19 protein-coding genes are annotated in these 19,895 nt (G+C 73.9%); 7 read left to right on the top strand and 12 right to left on the bottom strand.

Annotated features, from left to right (window positions below; translation table 11 throughout):
- Window positions 1–53: 53 nt before the first annotated feature.
- Window positions 54–1,079: a hydroxyacid dehydrogenase gene (locus J2Z33_RS07475; protein ID WP_209839472.1), complete on the bottom strand. Its 1,026-nt coding sequence runs from the start codon at window positions 1,077–1,079 to the stop codon at window positions 54–56.
- A gap of 116 nt (window positions 1,080–1,195) precedes the next feature.
- On the opposite strand from J2Z33_RS07475, the gene rimO reads away from it, so the two are divergent.
- On the top strand, window positions 1,196–2,569 hold the full coding sequence (gene rimO / locus J2Z33_RS07470) for a 30S ribosomal protein S12 methylthiotransferase RimO (RefSeq protein WP_209839855.1): 1,374 nt from the start codon (window positions 1,196–1,198) through the stop codon (window positions 2,567–2,569).
- Here the strand turns inward: rimO and J2Z33_RS07465 are convergent.
- From J2Z33_RS07465 to J2Z33_RS07445, 5 genes are all read right to left on the bottom strand, one after another.
- A complete protein-coding gene (locus tag J2Z33_RS07465) occupies window positions 2,566–2,856 on the bottom strand; it encodes a type II toxin-antitoxin system RelE/ParE family toxin (protein WP_209839470.1) in 291 nt (96 codons plus the stop codon). The two genes, rimO and J2Z33_RS07465, sit on opposite strands and share 4 nt — an antisense overlap.
- Window positions 2,846–3,097, bottom strand: coding sequence for a type II toxin-antitoxin system ParD family antitoxin (locus tag J2Z33_RS07460; RefSeq protein WP_209839468.1), 252 nt, complete (start codon window positions 3,095–3,097; stop codon window positions 2,846–2,848). Before J2Z33_RS07460 ends, J2Z33_RS07465 begins: the two co-directional genes overlap by 11 nt.
- A gap of 59 nt (window positions 3,098–3,156) precedes the next feature.
- A complete protein-coding gene (locus J2Z33_RS07455) occupies window positions 3,157–4,974 on the bottom strand; it encodes a monovalent cation:proton antiporter-2 (CPA2) family protein (RefSeq protein ID WP_209839466.1) in 1,818 nt (605 codons plus the stop codon).
- A 64-nt stretch (window positions 4,975–5,038) separates the two neighbouring features.
- Window positions 5,039–5,716, bottom strand: a complete 678-nt coding sequence (locus J2Z33_RS07450) for an exopolysaccharide biosynthesis protein (protein ID WP_209839463.1) — start codon at window positions 5,714–5,716, stop codon at window positions 5,039–5,041.
- An 89-nt stretch (window positions 5,717–5,805) separates the two neighbouring features.
- Window positions 5,806–6,273: an NUDIX hydrolase gene (locus J2Z33_RS07445; RefSeq protein ID WP_209839461.1), complete on the bottom strand. Its 468-nt coding sequence runs from the start codon at window positions 6,271–6,273 to the stop codon at window positions 5,806–5,808.
- A gap of 193 nt (window positions 6,274–6,466) precedes the next feature.
- On the opposite strand from J2Z33_RS07445, the gene gndA reads away from it, so the two are divergent.
- Window positions 6,467–7,918 carry an NADP-dependent phosphogluconate dehydrogenase gene (gndA, locus tag J2Z33_RS07440; RefSeq protein ID WP_377110166.1) on the top strand — a complete coding sequence of 484 codons (1,452 nt, stop codon included), beginning with the start codon at window positions 6,467–6,469 and terminating at the stop codon, window positions 7,916–7,918.
- A gap of 22 nt (window positions 7,919–7,940) precedes the next feature.
- Here gndA and hrpB read toward each other — a convergent pair whose 3' ends face one another.
- Entirely contained in the window at window positions 7,941–10,322 is a 2,382-nt protein-coding gene (gene hrpB / locus J2Z33_RS07435) for an ATP-dependent helicase HrpB (protein WP_209839459.1), read from the bottom strand.
- Between the two features lie 456 nt (window positions 10,323–10,778).
- Between hrpB and meaB the strand changes: the two genes are divergently transcribed.
- From meaB to rpmB, 4 genes are all read left to right on the top strand, one after another.
- Window positions 10,779–11,744: a methylmalonyl Co-A mutase-associated GTPase MeaB gene (gene meaB / locus J2Z33_RS07430; protein WP_209839458.1), complete on the top strand. Its 966-nt coding sequence runs from the start codon at window positions 10,779–10,781 to the stop codon at window positions 11,742–11,744.
- Complete coding sequence (locus J2Z33_RS07425) at window positions 11,741–12,523, top strand: YqiA/YcfP family alpha/beta fold hydrolase (protein WP_209839456.1); 783 nt, start codon at window positions 11,741–11,743, stop codon at window positions 12,521–12,523. Before meaB ends, J2Z33_RS07425 begins: the two co-directional genes overlap by 4 nt.
- A 66-nt stretch (window positions 12,524–12,589) precedes the next feature.
- A complete protein-coding gene (locus J2Z33_RS07420) occupies window positions 12,590–12,763 on the top strand; it encodes a ribosome modulation factor (protein WP_209839454.1) in 174 nt (57 codons plus the stop codon).
- Window positions 12,764–12,894: 131 nt separating this feature from the next.
- Entirely contained in the window at window positions 12,895–13,188 is a 294-nt protein-coding gene (rpmB, locus tag J2Z33_RS07415; RefSeq protein WP_209839452.1) for a 50S ribosomal protein L28, read from the top strand.
- A 906-nt stretch (window positions 13,189–14,094) separates the two neighbouring features.
- Here rpmB and J2Z33_RS07410 read toward each other — a convergent pair.
- From J2Z33_RS07410 to J2Z33_RS07390, 5 genes are all read right to left on the bottom strand, one after another.
- Window positions 14,095–14,604: a CarD family transcriptional regulator gene (locus J2Z33_RS07410; RefSeq protein ID WP_209839450.1), complete on the bottom strand. Its 510-nt coding sequence runs from the start codon at window positions 14,602–14,604 to the stop codon at window positions 14,095–14,097.
- Window positions 14,605–14,834: 230 nt separating this feature from the next.
- On the bottom strand, window positions 14,835–15,170 hold the full coding sequence (gene fdxA, locus J2Z33_RS07405; RefSeq protein ID WP_209839448.1) for a ferredoxin FdxA: 336 nt from the start codon (window positions 15,168–15,170) through the stop codon (window positions 14,835–14,837).
- Window positions 15,171–15,202: 32 nt separating this feature from the next.
- Window positions 15,203–15,538 (bottom strand): RNA-binding S4 domain-containing protein, encoded by a 336-nt coding sequence (locus J2Z33_RS07400; RefSeq protein WP_209839445.1) that lies wholly within the window; start codon window positions 15,536–15,538, stop codon window positions 15,203–15,205.
- A 13-nt stretch (window positions 15,539–15,551) separates the two neighbouring features.
- Entirely contained in the window at window positions 15,552–18,905 is a 3,354-nt protein-coding gene (locus tag J2Z33_RS07395) for a helicase-related protein (RefSeq protein ID WP_209839442.1), read from the bottom strand.
- A 34-nt stretch (window positions 18,906–18,939) separates the two neighbouring features.
- Window positions 18,940–19,533 (bottom strand): tetratricopeptide repeat protein, encoded by a 594-nt coding sequence (locus J2Z33_RS07390; RefSeq protein WP_209839440.1) that lies wholly within the window; start codon window positions 19,531–19,533, stop codon window positions 18,940–18,942.
- A gap of 69 nt (window positions 19,534–19,602) precedes the next feature.
- Between J2Z33_RS07390 and J2Z33_RS07385 the strand changes: the two genes are divergently transcribed.
- A complete protein-coding gene (locus J2Z33_RS07385; RefSeq protein WP_209839438.1) occupies window positions 19,603–19,893 on the top strand; it encodes an SCP2 sterol-binding domain-containing protein in 291 nt (96 codons plus the stop codon).
- Window positions 19,894–19,895: the final 2 nt, after the last annotated feature.

The following is a 19,895-nucleotide window of genomic DNA, read 5'->3' as shown; positions in this document are numbered from 1 at the left end:
GCGGCGGGTTCCGTCGCGGGGGACCGGGCGCGATCACGCGGTCGTGCGGGCGGTCAGTTGCGGGTGACGGGACGGGACCGGAAGCGGGCGACGGTTTCGCGCTCGGCCCGCTTGCAGGCCTGGGGCGGCAGGCCGCGGTCGAGGAGGGCGAGGTCCTCCATCACCATCTCGCCCATGCGCTGGAAGGCGATGTCGAGCGCGCCGGCGCGGTGGGCGGAGAGGAGGAAGCCGGGAAGCGAACGCACCGGGTGGTCGAGGGGGAGGGGCTCCTCGGGGAAGACATCGCTCGCCGCCCGGATATGGCCGGAGCGGACGGCGGCCATGAGGGCGTCGAAGTCCACCACGCCGGCGCGGGAGAGGAGGATCAGGGAGGCGCCGTTGGGCATCCTCGCGAAGGACTCCGCGCCGAGGGCGCCCTGGTTCTCGCTGGTGACGGCGGCGGTGACGAAGAGGGTGTCGGACTGGGACAGCAGGGTGTCGAGGTCCACGGGCTCGGCCCCGTGGGCGCGGGTCACGGAGGGGGCCTGCCAGGGGTCGTGGGCGAGGAGGCGGGGGCGGAAGCCCTGGACGACGCGCGCGACGGCCTGACCCAGCGCGCCGAGGCCGAGGATGCCCATGGTGGAGCCGGTGAGGAGGCGGGCCCCGGCGTTGCCGTCGCCGCCCCATCTCTCCTCGCCGCGCCGGAAGTCGGCGTCGGCGCCGTGGATGTTGCGGGCGAGGGAGAGGGCGAAGCCCAGGCCGATCTCGGCCACGGGCTCGGCGAAGACGGCGCCGGTGGTGACGACGTGGACGCCGCGCGCGAAGGCGTCCTCGTAGGGCATGTTCGGCAGGAGGTTGGATTCGACGTTGAAGATGCAGCGGAGCGATTCCATCCGCGCCAGCAGGTCCGGGGTGAGCGGCGGCTGGCCGATGACGTAGCGCGCCTCGCGCAGGGTGTCGTCGGGGAGGGCGGGGAGCGCCTCGTCGGTGGTCTCGATCACGTCGTAGCGGTCGAAGAGGTCGCGCAGGAGGTCGGGCGCGAAGAGAAGCGGCAGCGTGCGCGGCAGCGGGCAGGCGAGGATGACGGGGCGTTCGGGCATGGAGGACTCCTTCGGGCGGCATCTGGCCCGGAGGGGCGGGGCGTGGCAAGGCGTCCCACTTTTCAGGAGCGCGCGGAGCCGCTATGTCCGCCCATCCCCGACCCGAGGCCGCCCGCATGACGATCAACCCGCCGAACCTTCGCCCCGACCTCGCGCCCAAGCTCAAGATCGTGGAGGCCGCGCGGCCGGGCCAGCCGACCATCGGCATGGTGTCGCTCGGCTGCCCCAAGGCGCTGGTGGACAGCGAGCGCATCCTGACGCGGCTGCGGGCGGAGGGGTATGCGATCTCGCCGGATTACGCCGGGGCGGACGCGGTGATCGTGAACACCTGCGGGTTCCTCGACAGCGCCAAGGCCGAGAGCCTGGAGGCCATCGGCGAGGCCATCGCGCAGAACGGCAAGGTGGTGGTGACGGGCTGCCTGGGGGCCGAGCCCGAGTTCATCACGGGGACGCATCCCAAGGTGCTGGCGGTGACGGGGCCGCATCAATACGAGCAGGTGCTGGACGCGGTGCACCGGGCCGTGCCGCCCCGGCCCGATCCCTTCGTGGACCTGTTGCCGGCGTCCGCCGTGTCGCTGACGCCCCGGCATTACAGCTATCTCAAGATTTCCGAGGGTTGCAACCACAAGTGCCGGTTCTGCATCATCCCCGACATGAGGGGGCGGCTGGTGTCGCGGCCCGCCTTCGCGGTGGTGAAGGAGGCGGAGCGGCTGGTCGCGGCGGGCGTGAGGGAACTGCTGGTCATCTCGCAGGACACGTCCGCCTACGGGCTGGACCTGCGGCACGCCGAGGAGCGGGGGCATCGGGCGCATATCACCGATCTCGCGCGGGATCTCGGGAGCCTCGGGGCCTGGGTGCGGCTGCATTACGTCTATCCCTATCCGCACGTGCGCGACCTGATCCCGCTGATGGCGGACGGGCTGGTGCTGCCGTATCTGGATATCCCGTTCCAGCACGCCCACCCCGACACGCTGAAGCGCATGGCCCGGCCGGCGGCGGCGGCGCGGACGCTGGACGAGATCGCGGCGTGGCGGGCGGTCTGCCCGGAGATCGTGCTGCGGAGCACCTTCATCGTGGGCTACCCCGGCGAGACGGAGGCGGAGTTCGAGACGCTGCTCGACTGGCTGGACGAGGCGCAACTGGATCGGGTCGGGTGCTTCCAGTACGAGGACGTGAAGGGCGCGCGGTCGAACGCCTTGCCGGATCACGTCGCGCCCGAGGTCAAGCAGGAGCGGTGGGAGCGCTTCATGGAAAAGGCGCAGGCCATCTCGGAGGTGAAGCTGGCCGCGAAGGTCGGCACCCGGATGGAGGTGCTGGTCGATGAGGTGGACGAGGACGGCGCGACCTGCCGGACCAAGGGCGACGCGCCGGAGATCGACGGGAACCTGTTCATCGACAAGGACTTCGAGGGATTGCGGCCGGGCGACCTCGTGACCGTGGAGGTCGAGGAGGCGGGGGAGTATGACCTGTGGGGGGCGCGGATCGCTTAGGTCAGGTGGTGAGGCGCGTCCTGATTGCCGTGCAGGACGCGGAGCACGCGCAGCCGGTCGCCCTCGACGCGGAACCAGATGACGTGGCTGGCGGCGACCTGACGCCGGAGCCCCGGCGCGATCTCGTCGGCCTGCGTGCCCGACGAGTGACCGGCCGCGAGACTCCGCATCCGGGTGCGAATCTCGCCGATATAGGTCATCGCCCGGGCTCCGCCCCAGTGCGTGCGCCCATAACGGAGGATGTCGAGCAGGTCCGAGTCGGCCTCCTTGGCGAGTTCAAGCTTCACGCTGTGCCCGTTCGATCAGGTCGTCGAAGTAGGCGTCGATGTCCTCGACCTCGATGAACGGCCCCTCCTCGCCTCTTCTGATTTCCTCGCGCAGGCGTCCGAGCGCCTGCTCGCGTTCCTCCAGCAGGCGCAGGCCGGCGCGGACGACCTCGGAGGCGGAGGCGTAGCGGCCCGAGTTCATCTGCTCGGCGATGAAGCCGGTGAAGTGGTCGCCGAGGGCGACGGAGGTGGTCTTGGGCATGGCGGGCTCCCCGGTGGGCGTTACCAAGGAATAGTAGCGCGTCCGGGACGCGGCAAGCGTCAGGATCGGCCAGTGTCCTGCATCGCCTGCGCGAGCCGGTCCGGCGCCGCCGCCCGCGCCGCGTCGCGGAGGTGGTCGGGGAGGTTCGACAGCAGGAGGTCGCGGCCGGAGGTGAGGTCGCCCGTCATCTGCGCGGCGAAGCGGTCGGCGTCGCGCTTGCGGACCTCCTCCAGCACCTGCTCCACCACCTCGGGGGATTCGCCCAGGTCGTCGAGGGCGCGGGCGCCGAGGGAGAGCGCGCTCTCGAAGGTCTCGCGGAGCTGGAAGTCCACGCCGGCGCGGACCAGGGCCAGCGCATGGGCGCGGTCGAAGGCGCGGGCGAGGACGGGGACGAGGGGGTATTCCGCCTTCATCACCTGGGCGATGCGGGTCGCGGTTTCGGGCCGGTCGATGCAGATGAGCACCGCGCGGGCCTCGGCCGCGCCGGCCGCCTGGAGGATGTCGAGCCGCGCGCCGTCGCCGTAATGGACCTTCATGCCCATGTAGCCCGCCACCGCGATCATCTGGGTGTCGGTGTCGATGATGGAGACCGACCAGCCGCGCGACAGCAGCACCTGCGCGGCGATCTGGCCGAAGCGGCCGAAGCCGATCAGCAGAACGGAGCCCTGGAGGCCGTCCGGGGCCTCGGCGTCGCCGTCGTCCGGCTGGGGCGGGCGGCGCAGCCAGCGGTCGTGGGCGGCGAGGAGGAGGGGCGTGAGGACCATCGACAGCACGATCACCGCCGTCAGCGCCGCCGAGCCGCGCGCGTCGATCAGCCCGACCCCCAGCGCGGCGGCGTAGAGGACGAAGGCGAACTCGCCGCCCTGGGCCATGAGGACGGTGCGCTCCAGCGCCTCGGGGTGGGAGGCGCGGAACAGGCGGGCCACGGCGTAGATGCCGAGCGACTTGAGCGCCGTGTAGGCCAGGACGGTGAGCAGGATCAGCCGCCAGTCCGCCGCCACCGCCGACAGGTCGAGCGACATCCCCACGGCGAGGAAGAACAGGCCGAGGAGCAGGCCCCGGAAGGGCTCGATGTCGGCCTCGAGCTGGTGGCGGAAGGTGGATTCGGACAGCAGCACCCCGGCGAGGAAGGCCCCCATCGCTGCCGAGAGGCCCCCGGCCTGAAGAAGGAGCGCCGAGCCCAGCACCACGAGGAGCGCGCCGGCCGTCATCACCTCGCGCCCCCCGAAGGTGGCGAGGAAGCGGAACAGCGGATTGAGGAGATACCAGCCCGCCAGGATCAGGAGCGCGATGGCGCCGAGGCCGGTGGCGATGGCCAGCGCCCTCTCGCCGCCCGTCAGGGGCTCGGCGCCGCCGGGGGCGAGGAAGGCCACCAGCGCCAGGAGGGGGACGATGGCGAGGTCCTCCAGCAGCAGGATGGAGACGACGTGCTGGCCCCTGGCACGGGACAGGTCGCCGCGCTCGCTCAGCATCTGCATGACGATGGCGGTGGAGGTGAGGACGAAGCCCGTCCCCGCGACCAAGGAGGTGGCGAGCGGGTAGCCCAGCGCCACGCCCACCGGCGCGAGCAGCGCCATGCAAAGGAGCACCTGCGCCAGCCCCAGCCCGAAGATGTCGCGGCGCATCGACCAGAGGCGGCGCGGCTCCATCTCCAGGCCGATGATGAAGAGGAAGAGGACGACGCCCAGCTCGGCCACATGGAGCATCGCCTCGGGGTCCCCGATGACGCGGAGGCCGAACGGCCCCATGGCGAGCCCGGCGGCGAGGTAGCCCAGCACCGAGCCCAAGCCCCAGCGGCGGAACAGCGGCACGGCGACGACCGCCGCGCCCAGGAGCGTCACGGCGGCGGCGAGGTCGGGACCGGCGGCCTCGGCCATGGGGGGCTCCTCGTGGGGTCCGGGGGGAGGGTAGCGGGGCGGACCGCTCCGGTCAAAGGAGCCGTCAGAAGGCGTTCACGAGGAGGAACCACGCCGCCTTGGCGATGGCGTAGATCACTCCCCAGGCGATCAGCAGCGCCGCCACCCCCACCGCGAGGCCGCCGCAGATCCAGAGCCCGTCGCGTTCGAGCACCCCCAGCGCGATCAGGCAGATGGCGATGCCGGGGAGCATGTTGCCGAAGGGCACCGGCAGGACGAGGACAATCGACAGGATCAGGCAGGCCGCGCCGATGGCCCGCTGCACGAAGGGATCGCCGAAGAACGCGAGCCGCGGCGCGGTGAAGCGGTCGGCCCAGTCGAGCCAGGGGTTCACGCGCTCCACAAGGTTCGAGAAGTCGTCGCGCGACATGGAGCGCAGCGAGATCATCCGGGGCAGCCAGACGGGCCGTCCGAGCATCATCTGCGCCGACAGGAACAGGAGCGGCAGCCCGAGGATCGAGGAGGTGCCGGGGATCGCCGGAATGGCGTTGGGGAAGGCGAAGACGAGCAGCAGCGCCCCGAAGGCCCGCCCGTCCATCGCCCCCACGAGGTCGGCGAGAGAGACGCGCGCGCGCGAGGCGTCGTCGGCCAGCTCCTCCAGGATCTGGGCGAGCTTCTTGCGCGGCGCCTGGCGGGCCCGCCGTCGCCGGGGCGGGCGCGCGGCCGTCGCGGCCTCCTGCCGGATGGGGTCGTCGTGGCGCATGGTGGTCCCCGAAGGAATGCGCGCGGCGCCCGCCGCCCGCGTTCCCCGTCCATTAAGGCGCGGCGCCGCGCCGCCGCAAGGGCGGGCCGTCACCCGAGAGGGCGGAAGTTCCGAAGGATCTCGCGCAGGCCCTCCTCGTCCACGAGGCGGGCGGCGTCCTCGGACGCGACCCAGAGCCGGTCGCGGCGATGCGCCTCGGGGTAGTCGTCCTGGGTCTCGCGGACCTTGATGGCGTAGACGTGGTGGAGGCAGGGGAGGTCGTCGCCCTCGGCGGTTCGCTTGATGGCGACATACTGGCCCACCGGCTTGCGCCCGGCCTTCCCGCGCGAGACGCCCGCCTCCTCCCAGGCCTCGGTCAGGGCGGCCTGCGCGGGGGTCTTGCCCGCCATGGGCCAGCCCTTGGGCAGGATCCAGCGCCCCGAGGAGGAGGTCACGAGCAGCACCTCCGCCCCCGCCTTGCCCTTGCGCCAGCAGAGCGCGGCGAGCTGCGAGAAGCGCGGCTCGGTGTGGCGGCGGGGGAGATGGCTGGGCAGGAAGGCGAGGGGCTGGATGGTCATGCGATGGGCAAACTCGGGACGGGAGGACAGGTTCCTGGGATCCTAGGCGGGGCGCACACGCCTGCGTTGAACCATGTTAAAGAAAAGTGAACAAATCATTAACGCGCGATGCAGGGCGGCCACAGACGATCCGCCGGTTGCCCAAGGCCCGGGCGAGCCGCTACTAGGCGGCGCGCAGGACAGGAGGAACGCGATGCGGGGGATGACGGCGAGCCTGGGGCTCTACGGCCTGGGAACGATGGGATCGGCGCTCGCGCTCAACATCCTGGAGAAGGGGTTCGCGCTGCACGTGGCGAACCGGACGGCGGCCAAGGTCGGGCCGTTCGTGGAGGGGGCGGGGCCGCTGGGCGTGCGGGCGGTCGGGCACGAGAGCCTTGTCGCCATGGCGGCGGCCATGCCCGCCCCCCGCGCGATCATCCTGATGGTGGACGCTGGGCCGGCGGTGGACGCGGCGATCGAGGCGCTGCGGCCGCATCTCGCGCCCGGCGACACGGTGGTGGACTGCGGCAACGCCGACTTCCACGACACCCGCCGCCGCGCCGCCCGGCTGGAGGCCGAGGGGCTGATCTTCCTGGGCGTCGGCGTCTCGGGTGGCGAGGAGGGCGCCCGGCACGGGCCCGCGATCATGGCGGGCGGGCGGCCGGAGGCCTGGGCGCATCTCGCGCCGGTCTTCGAGGCCATCGCGGCCACGTATCGGGGCGAGCCCTGCGCGGCGCTGATGGGGCCGGACGGGGCGGGGCACTTCGTCAAGACGGTGCACAACGGCATCGAATACGCGGACATGGAGCTGATCGCCGAGGTCTATGGGCTGCTGCGCCACGGGCAGGACCGCAGGCCGGCCGAGATCGGGGCGCTGTTCGGGCGCTGGGACGGCGGGCGGCTGAAGAGCTACCTCGTGGAGATCACGGCCGCCGTGCTGTCGGCGGTGGACCCCGCGACGGGGCTGCCGGTGGTGGACGTGATCCTCGACCAGGCGGGGCAGAAGGGGACGGGACGCTGGACGGTGGTGGAGGCGCTGGCGCTGGGGCAGTCGGCCTCCGCCATCGAGGCGGCGGTCGGCGCGCGGAGCTGGTCGGCCGAGAAGGCCACGCGCGAGATCGGCGAGCGCATCCTCGGGACCGAGAGGAAGCCCGTGGAGCTGTCCGAGGCGGAGCTGGAGGGCGCGCTGCTGGCGGGCCGGATCGTGGCCTACGCGCAGGGCTTCCGCATCCTCATGGCGGCCTCGGAGGCCTATGGCTGGGGCCTCGATCAGGCGCGGGTCGCGGAGACGTGGCGGGCGGGCTGCATCATCCGCTCGGCGCTGCTGGGCGACATCGCGGCGGCGTTCCGGGGGGAGATGCCGGAGGGCCAGCTCATCCTCGCGCCGGCCTTCGCGGCGGACCTGCGGGCCTCGCTGCCATCCTTGCGCCGCGTGGTCGCGGCGGCGGCGCTGGGCGGGCATCCGGTCCCGGCGCTGTCGGCGGCGCTGGCCTTCGCGGACAGCTTCGCGCAGGGGCGCGGGACGACCGACCTGATCCAGGGGCAGCGCGACTACTTCGGTCGGCATGGCTTCGTGCGGCTGGACACGGGGGCGGCGCACCAGCACGGGCCCTGGGCGGGGACGGTGGTGGATCGGGTGGCGGACCCCGATCCCAGGCTCGCGTGACGCCAGCCGCCCGGCCCGGCGCTCAGGTGCCACGGGGCTTGGCGCGCAGCGTCGGCTCGGCCTCCCAGGGGCTTTCGGGCCAGGGGTGGCGGGGGTAGCGGCCGCGCATCTCCTTGCGGACCTCCGGGTAGGAGGACCGCCAGAAGCCGGGGAGGTCGGAGACGACCGCGATGGGCGTCTGGCCCGGCGACAGGAGCGTGACCCGGATGGGCTTGCCCGCCGCGAGCGGGTGGGAGGTCACGCCCAGCATCTCCTGGAGACGCACGGCGATCTCGGGGCCGTCCTGGGCGTAGTCGATGGGCACCTGCCGGCCGAGCGGCGTGGTGAAGTGGGCGGGCACGAGGCGGTCGATCTCCCGCGCCTGGGCATGGGTCAGCCGCGCGCGCAGGGCGGGGAGGAGGTCCAGCCTGCGCCAGTCGGCCTCGGTCCGCAGGCCGTCGAGCCAGGGGAGGAGCCAGTCCCCGACCGTCGCCAGCAGCGCGGCGTCGGACAGGTCGGGGAGGTCGCCGCCCGCCGAACGGGCAAGGGCTACGCGGGCGCGGAAGCGCTCGGCGGCGGGGGGGAGGCGGAGGCCGAGGCTCCGCGCGCCGTCGAGCATGGCCGTCGCGAGGGCTTCGGGCGGGGCGGCCTCCCAGGGGCGGTCGGAGAGGACGAGGGCGCCCAGGCGCTCCTGCCGCCGGGCCTGCACGCGGCCGTCGCGGGGGGACCAGGCGGCCTCTTCCACGACGCGGAGGCGATCTGAAAGGACGGAGCGGAGGTCGGATTCGTCGAGGGGGAGCGCGGCGCGGATGCGGGCCTCCTCGCCCGCGCCGTCGAGGTCGGTCACGACGAGGAGCCGTTGCGCGCCGAGCGGGTCGCCCTGGGCCGCGACCGCGCCGCGCCCGCCCGAGAGGAGGAAGCGCGGGGCGTCGCCGGGGCGGCGGAGCGCGATCCGGTCGGGATAGGCCAGCGCCGCCATTGCGCCGGGGTCCATCGGGGCGCGGTCGGGGGCGAGGCGGGCGAGGCGGCCGGCCTCGCGCTTGATGCGATCGCGCGCCTCGGGGCGGAGCCCGCCCCCGAGGACCGGCGAAAGGTCGGCGGAGCCGGGGGCGGGGCGCTCGCCCTCGGACAGGATCGCGGCGAGGAGGGCCGCGCCCTTGCCGGCGCGCAGCAGCATATGGGCGAGGCGGGGATGGACGGCGAGGGCGGCCATCTCCTGGCCGTGGGCGGTGATGCGGCCGTCCGCGAGCGCGCCGAGATCGGTCAGCAGGCGGCGGGCCTCGGCCAGCGCCCCCTCGGGCGGGGGCGTCAGGAAGGGCAGGTCCGCCGAGCCCCAGAGCGCGAGGTCGAGCGCCAGCGGGGCGAGGTCGGCGGCCAGGATCTCGGGCGGGGGGAAGGGCTGGAGGCCCCCTTCCTCGCCGCGCGTCCAGAGCCGCCAGCAGATGCCGGGGGCGACGCGGCCGGCGCGACCGGCGCGCTGGGTGGCCTCGGCCTTCGTGACCCGCTCGGTGACGAGGGCGGACATCCCCGAGCCGGGATCGAAGCGGGAGCGGCGCGCTCGGCCCGCATCCACCACGGCGCGGATGCCGGGGATCGTCAGGGAGGTTTCCGCGATGGAGGTGGCGAGGACGACCTTGCGCCCCGTGTCGGCGGGCTCCAGCGCGAGGCGCTGCGCGGCTGGGGGGAGGGCGGAGTAGAGCGGGCGCACGGCCACGCCGGGGAGGCCCTGGAGCAGCGACTCCGTGCGGCGGATCTCGCGCTCGCCGGGGAGGAAGGCGAGGACATCGCCTTGAGTCGTCTCCAGCGCCTCGCGGATGGCGGCGGCCGTCGCCGTCTCGACGGGGCCGGCGAGGGGGCGGGGGAGCCAGCGGAGGTCCACGGGAAAGGCCCGGCCCTCGGCGGTGACGACGGGCGCGCCGAGGAGGTCGGCCACGGGCTGGGCGTCGAGGGTCGCGGACATGACCAGGAGTTGCAGGTCGGGGCGCAGCGCCCCCCGCGATTCGACGGCCAGCGCGAGGCCGAGGTCGGCGGCGAGGCTCCGCTCGTGGAACTCGTCGAAAAGGAGCGCGCCCACGCCGGGGAGGTCGGGGGCGTCCTGGATCATGCGGGTCAGGATGCCCTCGGTCAGCACCTCGATGCGGGTGGCGGCGGAGACCTTGGAGTCGCCGCGCATCCGGTAGCCGACGGTGCGGCCCACGGGCTCGCCCAGCGTGTGCGCCATGCGCTCGGCCGCGGCGCGGGCGGCGAGGCGGCGGGGTTCGAGCAGGACGATGCGGCCCGGCGTCCCGGCGGCGAGGAGCGCCAGGGGGACGCGGGTGGTCTTGCCCGCGCCGGGCGGGGCCTGGAGGACGGCCTGCCCCTCGCGCGCGAGGATGACGAGGAGGTCGGGCAGGACGGCGTCGATGGGCAGCGGATCGGGGGTCATGGGTCTCCTATGCGGGATCGGGGCAGGGATGGGGAAGGCGGCGCGTGCGAGGAGGATCGCACGGAGGCGTTAACGCCGTCCGATAGCAACGAGCGCTCGGGGGGCACTTCGCGCAACACCCTTGACACAGGCCGGTCAGGGCGATTCGCGGGGTGGCCGCTGTCGGTTCCGCCCCGCCTTGCGAGGGAATGCTCGGCCCGCCGGGGTGAACGCCGGGCGGGGCGCGGGCGGAGGCGTCGCTTGCGTATTTGGGCCAAGTTGATGGACAGCCGCGAGGAGCGTAGGGGTGGCGCGACGTGTCGGCGGGTGCCGGCCAAGCTGCGCTCGGCGCTTCTTTGGCTTCAAATATCCTGGGGGGAGGCGAAGCCGGGGGGCAAAGCCCCCCTGCGACGCCAGTCTTCAGCGGCGGTCCCTGCCCGGCTGGACAGCGCGGAGGCGCGCGGTATTCCTGGCGGCATGGAGATGACCGACCCCCAGACCCTCGCCGCCGCCGTCGCCCGGGGCGACCGCCGCGCGCTCGCCCGCGCGATCACCCTGGTCGAGAGCGCGCGCGAGGACCATCGGCCCCGCGCCGAGGCGCTGATGGCGACGCTGCCCGAGGGACCGTGCGCGCTGCGGCTGGGGATGTCGGGGACGCCGGGGGCGGGGAAGTCCACGCTGATCGAGGCGCTGGGGATGCGCCTCGCCGGGCGGGGGAGCCGGGTGGCGGTGCTGGCGGTGGACCCGTCCTCGCAGCGCTCGGGCGGGTCGATCCTGGGGGACAAGACCCGGATGGAGCGGCTGTCGCGCGAGGGGGGCGCGTTCATCCGGCCCTCGCCCGCCGGGGGGCAGCTGGGCGGCGTCGCGCGGCGCACGCGCGAGGCGGTGCGGCTCTGCGAGGCGGCGGGGTTCGACGTGGTGATCGTGGAGACCGTGGGGGTGGGCCAGTCCGAGACGCTGGTGGCGGAGATGACGGACGTCTTCGCGCTGGTGCTGGCGCCGCACGGGGGCGACGACCTGCAAGGGGTGAAGCGCGGGGTGATGGAGGCCGCCGACCTCATCCTGGTGAACAAGGCCGACCGCGACCCGGCGGCGGCGGCGCACACGCAGGGGGATTATGCGTCCGCGCTGCGGCTGATGCGGCGGCGGGCGATGGACCCGGAGGGGTATCCGCGCGTGATGACCGTCTCGGCGCTGACCGGGGCGGGGCTGGCGGAGGCCTGGGACGCGGTGGAGCGGCTGTGGTCCTGGCGGCGGGACGAGGGGCACCTCCAGCGGTTGCGGGCCGAGCAGCGGCTGCGCTGGTTCGAGGCGGAGTTCATGGCGCTGGCGCTGGCGCGGCTGCACCGCGACGGGCGGCTGGCGGGCGACCTGCGCGAGGCGGTGGCGGCGGGGCGGCTGTCCCCGCCCGAGGCGGCGCGGCGGGCGCTGGGGGGCGCGTGAGCCCGGAGGTGGTGTTCGACGGCGACGCCTTGCGCGCGGTGCTGCTGCGCGGGCGGTCGGACCGGATGATCGTCACCTTCGACTACCGCCGCGACGGGCGCGGGGGGTTCAGCCCGGACGACCACTCGACGGGCTTCGCGCGGCAGGGGTTCTCGCAACTGGCGATCAAGACGCGGGCGAACGACTGGTTCGTGAACGGGGAGACGCGGGCGCTGGAGGCGGCGCTGGCGGGGGTCCGCGCCGGGCGGGCGCAGGCGCTGGGGTTCTCGATGGGGGGCTACGGGGCGCTGCGCCTCGCGGGGGCGCTGGGGCTGCGGCAGGCGGTGGTGGTGTCGCCGCAGGTGTCGCCGGTGGCGGCCTGGGACGGGCGGTATCGGGGGGAGGCGGGGGCCTGGGACGAGCGGCTGGGGGCGCTTTCGGCGATGCCGGGGCTGCGGGGGCTGCTGGTCTTCGATCCCTTCGTGGCGGAGGACCTCCGCCATGCCGACGCGGTGTCGCGGCTGTTCCCGGGGTTGGCGCGCGTGCGGCTGGGGTTCGGCGGACATCCGGCGATCCGCGTGCTGCGGGGCGCGGGCGGGATGCGCGTCGTGCAGGAGGAGGCGGGGGCGCGTCGGACGACCGGCGCGGCGATCCGGGCGGCGCACCGGGCGGCGCGGGCGGGCTCGCGCGGCTGGTGGCTGCGGCTCGCGGCGCGGGCCGAGGGACGGCGGCCGGGGCTGGCGGCGCGGGCGCGGGACAGGGCGGCGCGGCTGCCGGAGCGGCCGGGGGATGGAGCCTGACGTGGCGCGGGCGGGCGGGCGCGCTAGGTGGCGGTCGGGCTGGAGGAGGGCGCGAGGATGGAGCCGATGAGCGGCGATCCCTACGAGGAAGGGCGCGACGCCTGCGAGCGCGGCGTGGCGCGGGGCGACTGCCCCTATCCGCAGGGCAGCCCGGCGCACGACGCCTGGATCCGGGGCTGGGACGGCGCCGAGGAGTTCCGCATCGTCGAGGGGACCGAGGAGGACCCGCGCGAGGGCTAGGCCGCCCGTTCCATGCTTGACCTCGCCTCGTGGAGGGCTTAAGGGCCTCGGACCTGTTTCAGGCGCCCCTGGGCGGGGTGCCACCCATGACGCGCCGCGGTCCCGCGGCCTATTGCCAAAGGACGAACGCCATGTCGCGCAAGTGCGAGCTGACCGGGAAAGGCCCGATGGTGGGCAACAACGTGTCCCACGCCAACAACAAGACCAAGCGCCGCTACCTGCCCAACCTGCAGGACGTGACGCTGGAATCGGAATCGCTGGGCCGGTCCTTCCGCCTGCGGATCTCGAACCACGCGCTGCGGTCGGTGGATCATCGCGGCGGGCTCGACGCCTTCCTGAAGAAGGCCAAGGACGAGGAGCTGTCCTCGGACGCGCTGGCGATCAAGAAGGAGATCGCGAAGCTGGCGGCGGCTCCGGCCGCCTGACGCCTTCGGGTCGATCCGATGCAGGGGCCTCGCCGTTGGCGGGGCCTTTCGCGTCTTCGGGGGAAGGAGCGGCGCTGCCCCTCGCCGCTGGCGCGGCTCGCCCCGGGACATTTGGGGTCGGAAGAGGGGGCGGTTCCGCACAGACTAAATCCCCGCGAAGCCTCCGGGTTTACCCTGGCCCGGGCGCGGCGGGGCGCGCGAGGGCAGGGCACCGGCCGCTATTGAGCGGGCTGGGTCTCAGTGGCATCGCGGGAGGGCGCCGATGGCGCCTCGCTCTCCCGGGCCGGGTATCTGGCCGCTGCTGGCCCATCGCGTTCGTCCGAGCCCCCCTTCCCTGGGTGGGCGTCCCTTCGTCCTTGTCTCTCCTTTCCGCCCCCCGCCGTCGGTGCCGGCTGGCCGCCCCTGCGGACGCGAGCCGGGCCGTGCGGCGGGGAGCCGCTGGTGTGGTCGTGCGGGAGAGAGAATCGCAGGGAGACGTTAACGCCGCCTGACAGCAACGAACGCTCGGGCGCGATCCGCGCAACGCCCCCGCCCGCCGCGTCACGCGCGCGCAAGGGCGGGGCAGTTCGGGGGACGAGGGGCCGGGTGCGGATGGTGCGCGAGACGCGCACCCTGCGGGGTGGAGGACGCCGGGACGGGGCGGGACAGGGGGAGGGCGGGCCGCCCGCCCGCCACCGCGTCCACGGGCCGGCGCGGCCGTGGCGGGCCCCCGTCCGGGGAAGCACGGGACCGCACCGGGCGCGCGCCGCCCTGCCGCGCGCGTCCCTGGCCCTTCTTTGGCTCCAAATATCCCGGGGGGAGTCTCCGCAGGAGACGGGGGGCAGAGCCCCCCTCGGCGGGGGCCACGAAGAAGGCCGCGCCTCGGGAGGGGGCGCGGCCGGACGGGCGAGGACGACGGGGGAAGGATCAGGCGGCGCGGCCGACGAGGACGTCCTCGATCTCCTTGCCCGCCGCCTTCTCGTCGCGGCCGGCGACGGCGGCGATCTCGCGCGTCAGGCGCTCCAGCGCGGCCTCGTAGAGCTGGCGCTCGCTGTAGCTCTGCTCGCGCTGGTCGTCGGCGCGGTGCAGGTCGCGCACCACCTCGGCGATGGCGATGAGGTCGCCCGAGTTGATCTTCTGCTCGTACTCCTGCGCCCGGCGGGACCACATGGCCTTCTTGACCTTGGCCTTGCCCTTGAGCGTCTTCATCGCATGGGCCACCGTGTCGGCGTTGGCCAACGGGCGCAGGCCCGCCTCGGCCGCCTTGTTGGTGGGCACGCGCAGGGTCATCTTGTCCTTCTCGAAGGAGATGACGAAGAGTTCGAGCTTGAAGCCGCCGACCTCCTGCTCCTCGACCGAGACGATCTTGCCGACGCCATGGGCGGGGTAGACGACGAAGTCGTCGGGGCGGAACTCGCTCTTCTTGGTCTTGGTCATGGGGATCCTTCCAGGAACTGCGACGGACGCCGGGACAGGCGCGGCCTGCGGCGATGCGTTACCCAACCGAAACGATGTCCCGCTTCAGGTGGGTGGCCGAATCGGAGGTTTCAAGTGCGCCTGCCCGTCATTTGCGCGTGAGCATAGCAGATCGGCGCGCGCCGGGGAAGGGCGGCGCGCGGGCGGGGCTGCGGGGCGGGGCTCCGGGGCGGGTCGCGGCTCCGGGGCGGTCAGCTTCCCTCGCCGGCGGCCTCGCTGAACAGCGTCATCTTGCCGGGCTTGCCGTCCATCTCCTGGGCGGTGGGGAGCGGGTCCTTCTTGAGGGTGATGACGGGCCAGCGCTCGGCGTATTTCCGGTTGAACTCGACCCATTTCGCCATGTCGGGCTCGGTGTCGGGGCGGATGGCGTCGGCGGGGCACTCGGGCTCGCAGACGCCGCAGTCGATGCACTCGTCGGGGTGGATCGCCAGGAAGTTCTCGCCCTCGTAGAAGCAGTCGACGGGGCAAACCTCCACGCAGTCGGTGTATTTGCAGGCGATGCAGTTCTCGGTGACGACGTAGGTCATGGGGGTCGGGTCTCTCCTGGTCGGGGGGTGACCTAACCCGGCCCCCCGGGGGATTCAAGCGCAGGGGGCGGGGGCGGGGCGGGGGCGAGGTCCTCGTAGAGGGCCTGCGCCTCGGGGGCGGGGCCGCGCCGGTCGCCCAGGTCGAGGATGCGGACGACGCGGACGCGGCCGTGCAGCGCGAAGGTGAGCACGTCGCCCGCCCCCACGGCGCGGGCGGGCTTGTCGGTCGGCTGGCCGTTCACGCGCAGGCGCCCCTCGGCCACGAGATTGGCGGCGAGGCTGCGCGATTTCAGGAACCGCGCCTGCCAGAGCCACTTGTCGAGCCGGATGGTCGGCCGGTTGGACGGGCGCGGCCCTTCGCCGGTCACGTGGCCGCGCCCGTCACTTGGGCTTGAACCCCGCCAAGGCCGCCGCGAAGGGGTTGTCCGGGTCGATGCGGCGCTTGTCCTCGCGGGGCGGGTGGGCCTCGAAGGACTGGGCGCGGCCGCCCCCGGGCCGGTCGGAGCGCGGGCCGCGATCCGGGCGGGGGCCGCGCTCGGGACGGTCGCCCTGCGCGCGGGCCTTGCCGGCCTCGCGGTCGGGGCGGGAGTCGGGGCGGGAATCCGGGCGGGGGCCACGGTCGGCGCGCGGCTCGTCGCGGCGGGCGGGCTGGCCCTCCTCGCGCGGGCGACGCTCGCCCTGGGGACGGTCGGCGCGGGGGCGGTCGCCCGGCGGACGCTCGCCGGCGGGGGCTGCGGGGTCGCGGCGGGGGCCGCGGCCCTCGCGGCCCTCGGGGCGCGGGCCGCGCTCGCCCTGCCGGCGCTGGGCGCGGCCGCCCCAGGTGAAGGTGTAGAAGGTTTCCGTCTCGACAGGTGTCTCGGCGGGCGTCTCCACAGGCGTCTCGGCGGGCGCGGATGCGGCCGGCTCGGCGGCGGGCTCGGCTTCGGGCTCGGCGGAGGCCTCGACGGGGGAGCCGGCGTAGGGGCTGCCGGGCATCTCCAGGGGCGAGTCGATGGGCATCTCCATCGGGATGTCGGAGCCCGGCATCTCGGTCGGCGTCAGGTCCGGCAGGTCCGCCGGCACGTCGCCCGGAAGCTCGGTCGGGGCGGGGGCGGGGGCCTCGGCGGGCTCCTCCACCGGCACCTCGGAGGGAACCTCGGGCGGGCTGTCGGGCGGGCTGCCGGGCGGGCTGCCGGGCATCGGGTCGGGGATGTCGGGCTGGGGAACCTCGGCGGGCTCGGAGGGCGGCGCGTCGGGCGCGGGGGACGGGTCCTCGGACGGGGTCTCGCCGGGGGTGGGCGTTTCCTGCGGCGGGGTCGCCGGGGGCTCCTCGACAGGCGGGGCCACGGGGGTTTCGGGCGCGGCGGCGGCCTTGGGCGCGCGGGTCTTGGGACGCTCGCCCTTCTCGGCGCGGTAGCCCAGGCCTTCCATCAGCTTGGAGAAGGCTTCGAGCGACAGGCCGGTGATCGACAGCATCTCGGGCGCGGCCTCGAAGCCGGCCTTGGAGTCGCGGTCGCGCAGCATGTCGGCCAGGCGTTCGAGCATGTCGATGCGGATGGCGCGGTCGCCGGCGGCGCGGTAGCCGGCCATGGCCCAGAAGCCCTGGGGGGCGCCTTGCGTCGCGGGCACGGTGACGTGGCCGGCGGGCGGGGCGGAGGGGAACTCGTCGAGCCCCTTCCAGAGCGACCAGAGCACGAGGCGCAGGCGGGTCGGCGCGGGCTTGAGGAGCGCGGGCAGGAACACGGTGAACTGGCCGAGCCGGATCCCGTGCTTGCGGAGCGCCGAGCGGGCGGGGGGATCGAGCGCCTTGACGTCCTCGGCCACGTCGCCGCGCGGCAGGATGCCCAGCGCTTCGACCATGCGGTAGGCGAAGCCCTTGGCGAGGCCGGTCAGCGTCTCGTCACGCCCGAGGTTGAGGAGCGGCTCCATCGCGGCGGCGATCTTGCGGTCCAGGAAGTGCTGGAGGCGGCGCTGCACCTTCTGCGCGACCTCGGGGCCCGCCTCCTCGTCCACGAAGGCCACGACCTCGGGCTTGAGGGGCTCGCTGCCCTTGGCGAGCCGGCCGACGGCGTGCTCGCCCCACATGAGGCCGCCCTGTTCCGTGAAGTCGATCTCGGTGTCGGGGGCGTTGTAGAAGCGGTCGGCGCGCAGGTGGAACTGCGGCGCGAGCGCCTGGGCCGCCGCCTGGCGCAGGGTGCGCGCCTCGTCAGGGTTGGCGGCGCGGTCCGCGCGGAAGCGGAACCCTTCGAGGCGGCCCACGGCGTGCCCCTCGACCGTCACGGCGCCCTTGTCATCGACTTCGGCCACGAGGACCTCCCTTTGCCTGAGCCGCCGGGCGAGCGCGCTCGTCCGCCGGTCCACGAAACGTTCCGTCAGAGCCTGGTGCAGCGCATCCGACAGGCGGTCTTCTACCTTGCGAGTCTCCTCGCGCCAATAACCCTCGTCGCCGACCCAGCCCTTGCGCTGCGCCACGTAGGTCCAGGTGCGGATATAGGCCAGCCGCTTCGACAATGTGTCGATGTCGCCGTCGGCGCGGTCGATGCGGCGGACGGATTCGCCCAGCCATTCGGCGGGGACGCGGCCCTTCTCGTGCAGGAAGTTGAAGATCTGGCCGAGGAGGGCCGCGTGCTCGCCCTTGGAGATGCCGCGGAAGTCGGGGATGCGGCACACGTCCCAGAGGAGCTTGACGCTGGGGCCGTCGGTGGCGCGGGCCGCCACCTCGGCGTCGCCCGCGAGCGCCCGGAGCGCGCCGAGGTCGTCGGATTCGCGGACGCGGCCGAGCCAGGGGTCGTCGGTGCGCTCCTCCAAGGTCTGGAGGAGGCGTTTCACGCTGCCGAACTGGAGGCGGGAGTTGCGCCACATCAGGCGGGTGACGGGGCGGAACTGGTGGTTCTCGATGGCGTGGACCACCTCCGCGTCGAGGTCCGGGGCCTCGCCGGTGACGCCGAAGGTGCCGTTCTGTGTGTGCCGCCCGGCGCGGCCGGCGATCTGGCCCAGCTCGTCGGGGGCCAGCTCGCGCATCCGGTGGCCGTCGAACTTGAGCAGGCCGGAGAAGGCGACATGGGAGATGTCGAGGTTGAGGCCCATGCCGATGGCGTCGGTGGCGACGAGGAAATCCACGTCGCCGTTCTGGTAGAGCTGGACCTGCGCGTTGCGGGTGCGGGGCGAGAGCGCGCCCATCACCACCGCCGCGCCGCCGCGCGTGCGGCGGATGAACTCGGCGATGGCGTAGACGTTCTCCACCGAGAAGCCGACGATGGCGGCGCGCTCGGGCATCCGGCTGATCTTCTTGGGGCCGGTGTAGGTGAGGGTGCTGAATCGGTCGCGGGTGAGGAACTGCACGTTCGGCACGAGGCCCGCGATGGCGTTCCGCATGGTGAGGGAGCCGAGGAACAGCGTCTCGTGCAGGCCCCGCGCGTGGAGGAGGCGGTCGGTGAAGACGTGGCCGCGTTCCGGGTCGGCGCAGAGCTGGATCTCGTCCACCGCGAGGAAGTCGGCGCCCATGCCGTCGGGCATCGCCTCGACGGTGCAGACCCAGTAGGCGGCGCGGTCGGGGACGATCCGCTCCTCGCCCGTGACCAGCGCCACGACCGAGGGGCCGCGCAGGGCGACGATGCGGTCGTAGACCTCGCGCGCGAGGAGGCGCAGCGGCAGGCCGATGACGCCGGTCCGGTGGGCGAGCATCCGCTCGATGGCGTAATGGGTCTTGCCGGTGTTCGTCGGGCCGAGGACGGCCGTGACGCGGGAGGCTTGCATGGGATCTCCGCGCCTTTTGCGCGTCAGGGGGCGGCTAGAGGGTCTGGCCTTCGGTCTCGGCCGCGAGGCGGCTGACGGCCGCCGCCGCCTCCGGGTTCTGCGGGTGCATGTCGTGGACGCGGCGCCAGACTTCAAGGGCGTCGGCGGGGCGGCCCACCTCGTCGAGGATGGCGGCGAAGCCCTGGAGCGCCTCCCAGTCGTCGGGGTTGAGGACGAGGGCCTGCCGCAGGTCGTCGATGGCGGGGCCGGCGCGGCCCGTCAGGTAGAAGGCCGAGGCGCGGCCGACATAGGGCTCCGCGAAGTCGGGCGCCCAGTCGATGGCGGCGGTGAAGTGCTCGGCGGCCTCCTCGGGGCGGCCCTGTTCGAGGGCGTCCTGGCCGCGCCGCAGCAGGAGGTCGATGGCGGCGGAGCCGGAGCGGGACCAGAGGCCCCGCAGCTCCCCGGCGACGCGCTCGGCCGCCTGGGGGCTCTCGGCCTCGCGGAGCTGGCGGAGGAGGTCGGCCTCCCTCTCGGCGGTGGGCATGGGCGCGGCGGGCGCGGCGTCCTGGGCGGCGAGCGGTGCGGAAAACCACACTGCGGCGAGAAATGCCGTCAGGGTAGATTTGAAGCGGAGGGGGCGTGGTCCCATAACCCTTCTGTAGCCCTTTGCGCGGCGAAAGCCAGAGGGCGGGTCTTCACAGGACGGAAAGGCGATGGGATGAGCGACGTGGTGCAGGAGGCCGTGACGGCCCTGAACGAGCGGATGAAGGGGCGGAGCTTCGACGGCACCGCCATGTTCGTGCTGACCGGCGAGGGCAGCCTCTTCGTGGACCGGGGCGAGGCGCGGGTCGGCGAGGGGCCGGCGGAGGTGACGCTGACCGCCACGCCCGAGGTGTTCCGCGACATCCTGGAGGGGCGGCTCAACGCCACGTCGGCCTTCATGTCCGGCAAGCTCGCGCTCGATGGCGACATGGGCGCGGCGATGCGGCTGGCCTCGGTCCTGGCCTGAGG

Source organism: Rubellimicrobium aerolatum (assembly GCF_017872975.1).
Classification (GTDB): domain Bacteria; phylum Pseudomonadota; class Alphaproteobacteria; order Rhodobacterales; family Rhodobacteraceae; genus Rubellimicrobium; species Rubellimicrobium aerolatum.
This window is presented reverse-complemented; position numbering and strand designations above follow the sequence as displayed.